This window comes from Streptomyces scopuliridis RB72 (assembly GCF_000718095.1).
Classification (GTDB): Bacteria; Actinomycetota; Actinomycetes; order Streptomycetales; family Streptomycetaceae; genus Streptomyces; species Streptomyces scopuliridis.
In genome coordinates, this window is the sequence record NZ_JOEI01000056.1 from 1 (window position 1) to 4,978 (window position 4,978).

At 57.7% G+C, this 4,978-nt stretch carries 2 rRNA genes; both read right to left on the bottom strand.

The features are described from left to right. Positions 1-21 precede the first annotated feature (21 nt). Positions 22-3,144, bottom strand: a 23S ribosomal RNA gene (locus IF11_RS0135855). 305 nt (positions 3,145-3,449) lie between these two features. Next, positions 3,450-4,975 (bottom strand): 16S ribosomal RNA (locus IF11_RS37380). Together the 16S and 23S rRNA genes form the textbook arrangement of a ribosomal RNA operon. Positions 4,976-4,978 lie beyond the last annotated feature (3 nt).

The following is a 4,978-nucleotide window of genomic DNA, read 5'->3' on the forward strand; positions in this document are numbered from 1 at the left end:
ACACAGTGGACGCGAGCAACTGAGGACAAGCCCTCGGCCTATTAGTACCGGTCAACTCCACCAGTCACCTGGCTTCCATATCCGGCCTATCAACCCAGTCGTCTACTGGGAGCCTTAACCCCTCAAAGGAGGTGGGAGTCCTCATCTCGAAGCAGGCTTCCCGCTTAGATGCTTTCAGCGGTTATCCTTTCCGAACGTAGCCAACCAGCCATGCCCTTGGCAGAACAACTGGCACACCAGAGGTTCGTCCGTCCCGGTCCTCTCGTACTAGGGACAGCCCTTCTCAAGACTCCTACGCGCGCAGCGGATAGGGACCGAACTGTCTCACGACGTTCTAAACCCAGCTCGCGTACCGCTTTAATGGGCGAACAGCCCAACCCTTGGGACCGACTCCAGCCCCAGGATGCGACGAGCCGACATCGAGGTGCCAAACCATCCCGTCGATATGGACTCTTGGGGAAGATCAGCCTGTTATCCCCGGGGTACCTTTTATCCGTTGAGCGACGGCGCTTCCACAAGCCACCGCCGGATCACTAGTCCCGACTTTCGTCCCTGCTCGACCCGTCGGTCTCACAGTCAAGCTCCCTTGTGCACTTACACTCAACACCTGATTACCAACCAGGCTGAGGGAACCTTTGGGCGCCTCCGTTACTCTTTAGGAGGCAACCGCCCCAGTTAAACTACCCATCAGACACTGTCCCTGATCCGGATCACGGACCCAGGTTAGACATCCAGCACGACCAGAGTGGTATTTCAACGACGACTCCACCTGAACTGGCGTCCAAGCTTCACAGTCTCCCACCTATCCTACACAAGCCGAACCGAACACCAATATCAAACTGTAGTAAAGGTCCCGGGGTCTTTCCGTCCTGCTGCGCGAAACGAGCATCTTTACTCGTAGTGCAATTTCACCGGGCCTATGGTTGAGACAGTCGAGAAGTCGTTACGCCATTCGTGCAGGTCGGAACTTACCCGACAAGGAATTTCGCTACCTTAGGATGGTTATAGTTACCACCGCCGTTTACTGGCGCTTAAGTTCTCAGCTTCGCCAACCCGAAGATTGACTAACCGGTCCCCTTAACGTTCCAGCACCGGGCAGGCGTCAGTCCGTATACATCGCCTTACGGCTTCGCACGGACCTGTGTTTTTAGTAAACAGTCGCTTCTCGCTGGTCTCTGCGGCCACCCCAAGCTCAAGGAGTAAATCCCATCACCTAGTGTGGCCCCCCTTCTCCCGAAGTTACGGGGGCATTTTGCCGAGTTCCTTAACCATAGTTCACCCGAACGCCTCGGTATTCTCTACCTGACCACCTGAGTCGGTTTAGGGTACGGGCCGCCATGAAACTCGCTAGAGGCTTTTCTCGACAGCATAGGATCATCCACTTCACCACAATCGGCTCGGCATCAGGTCTCAGGCACATGTTGCACGGATTTACCTGCACAACGCCCTACACCCTTACCCCGGGACAACCACCGCCCGGGCTGGACTACCTTCCTGCGTCACCCCATCGCTTACCTACTACAGATCCGGGTCACCGGCTCCACCACTTTCCATTCCCCGAAGGGTCCGGAACGGCTTCACGGGCTTAGCATCGTCTGATTCGATACTGGGCGTTTCAAAGCGGGTACCGGAATATCAACCGGTTGTCCATCGACTACGCCTGTCGGCCTCGCCTTAGGTCCCGACTTACCCTGGGCAGATCAGCTTGACCCAGGAACCCTTAGTCAATCGGCGCACACGTTTCCCACGTGTGTATCGCTACTCATGCCTGCATTCTCACTCGTGAACCGTCCACCCCTCGCTTCCACGGAGGCTTCACCCGGCACACGACGCTCCCCTACCCATCACAGCGGGCGTTGGCCCTCATGCTGCAATGACACGACTTCGGCGGTACGCTTGAGCCCCGCTACATTGTCGGCGCGGAATCACTTGACCAGTGAGCTATTACGCACTCTTTCAAGGGTGGCTGCTTCTAAGCCAACCTCCTGGTTGTCTCTGCGACTCCACATCCTTTCCCACTTAGCGTACGCTTAGGGGCCTTAGTCGATGCTCTGGGCTGTTTCCCTCTCGACCATGGAGCTTATCCCCCACAGTCTCACTGCCGCGCTCTCACTTACCGGCATTCGGAGTTTGGCTAAGGTCAGTAACCCGGTAGGGCCCATCGCCTATCCAGTGCTCTACCTCCGGCAAGAAACACACGACGCTGCACCTAAATGCATTTCGGGGAGAACCAGCTATCACGGAGTTTGATTGGCCTTTCACCCCTAACCACAGGTCATCCCCCAGGTTTTCAACCCTGGTGGGTTCGGTCCTCCACGAAGTCTTACCTCCGCTTCAACCTGCCCATGGCTAGATCACTCCGCTTCGGGTCTTGAGCGCGCTACTAAACCGCCCTATTCGGACTCGCTTTCGCTACGGCTTCCCCACACGGGTTAACCTCGCAACACACCGCAAACTCGCAGGCTCATTCTTCAAAAGGCACGCAGTCACGACGCACCGAGTAAACTCGATGCGCGACGCTCCCACGGCTTGTAGGCACACGGTTTCAGGTACTATTTCACTCCGCTCCCGCGGTACTTTTCACCATTCCCTCACGGTACTATCCGCTATCGGTCACCAGGGAATATTTAGGCTTAGCGGGTGGTCCCGCCAGATTCACACGGGATTTCTCGGGCCCCGTGCTACTTGGGTGGTTCTCAAACGAGCCGTACAGATTTCAGCTACGGGGGTCTTACCCTCTACGCCGGACCTTTCGCATGTCCTTCGCCTACCCATACGGTTTCTGACTCGCCGACCGGCCGGCAGACCGATCAAGAGAACTCCCACAACCCCGCATGCGCAACCCCTGCCGGGTATCACACGCATACGGTTTGGCCTCATCCGGTTTCGCTCGCCACTACTCCCGGAATCACGGTTGTTTTCTCTTCCTGAGGGTACTGAGATGTTTCACTTCCCCTCGTTCCCTCCACACTGCCTATGTGTTCAGCAGCGGGTGACAGCCCATGACGACTGCCGGGTTTCCCCATTCGGACACCCCCGGATCAAAGCTCGGTTGACAGCTCCCCGGGGCCTATCGCGGCCTCCCACGTCCTTCATCGGTTCCTGGTACCAAGGCATCCACCGTGCGCCCTTAAAAACTTGGCCACAGATGCTCGCGTCCACTGTGCAGTTCTCAAACAACGACCAGCCACCCACCACCCCACCCTGTACAGGCGAGTTCACTGGGGCCGGCATCACGAAGGAACAGACTCGAAAGCCCGTACCCTCAGATACCCAACAGCGTGCCCGACCCGACCTGTTGAAGCTCACGTTCCACGCCGAAGCAGTACTAGTGATCCCAACCTGTCGTGCCGAGTAGTCAACGTTCCACCCATGAGCAACCAGCACCGGACATTCGCCGGTGTTCTGGCCTCTGACCAGGCCGAAGCCCGGTAAGAAGTGCTCCTTAGAAAGGAGGTGATCCAGCCGCACCTTCCGGTACGGCTACCTTGTTACGACTTCGTCCCAATCGCCAGTCCCACCTTCGACAGCTCCCTCCCACAAGGGGTTGGGCCACCGGCTTCGGGTGTTACCGACTTTCGTGACGTGACGGGCGGTGTGTACAAGGCCCGGGAACGTATTCACCGCAGCAATGCTGATCTGCGATTACTAGCAACTCCGACTTCATGGGGTCGAGTTGCAGACCCCAATCCGAACTGAGACCGGCTTTTTGAGATTCGCTCCGCCTCGCGGCATCGCAGCTCATTGTACCGGCCATTGTAGCACGTGTGCAGCCCAAGACATAAGGGGCATGATGACTTGACGTCGTCCCCACCTTCCTCCGAGTTGACCCCGGCAGTCTCCTGTGAGTCCCCATCACCCCGAAAGGCATGCTGGCAACACAGAACAAGGGTTGCGCTCGTTGCGGGACTTAACCCAACATCTCACGACACGAGCTGACGACAGCCATGCACCACCTGTACACCGACCACAAGGGGGCGACCATCTCTGGCCGTTTCCGGTGTATGTCAAGCCTTGGTAAGGTTCTTCGCGTTGCGTCGAATTAAGCCACATGCTCCGCTGCTTGTGCGGGCCCCCGTCAATTCCTTTGAGTTTTAGCCTTGCGGCCGTACTCCCCAGGCGGGGAACTTAATGCGTTAGCTGCGGCACCGACGACGTGGAATGTCGCCAACACCTAGTTCCCAACGTTTACGGCGTGGACTACCAGGGTATCTAATCCTGTTCGCTCCCCACGCTTTCGCTCCTCAGCGTCAGTAATGGCCCAGAGATCCGCCTTCGCCACCGGTGTTCCTCCTGATATCTGCGCATTTCACCGCTACACCAGGAATTCCGATCTCCCCTACCACACTCTAGCCTGCCCGTATCGAATGCAGACCCGGGGTTAAGCCCCGGGCTTTCACATCCGACGCGACAAGCCGCCTACGAGCTCTTTACGCCCAATAATTCCGGACAACGCTTGCGCCCTACGTATTACCGCGGCTGCTGGCACGTAGTTAGCCGGCGCTTCTTCTGCAGGTACCGTCACTCTCGCTTCTTCCCTGCTGAAAGAGGTTTACAACCCGAAGGCCGTCATCCCTCACGCGGCGTCGCTGCATCAGGCTTTCGCCCATTGTGCAATATTCCCCACTGCTGCCTCCCGTAGGAGTCTGGGCCGTGTCTCAGTCCCAGTGTGGCCGGTCGCCCTCTCAGGCCGGCTACCCGTCGTCGCCTTGGTAGGCCATCACCCCACCAACAAGCTGATAGGCCGCGGGCTCATCCTTCACCGCCGGAGCTTTCAACCCCCGCCCATGCAGGCAGAAGTATTATCCGGTATTAGACCCCGTTTCCAGGGCTTGTCCCAGAGTGAAGGGCAGATTGCCCACGTGTTACTCACCCGTTCGCCACTAATCCACCCCGAAAGGCTTCATCGTTCGACTTGCATGTGTTAAGCACGCCGCCAGCGTTCGTCCTGAGCCAGGATCAAACTCTCCGTGAATGT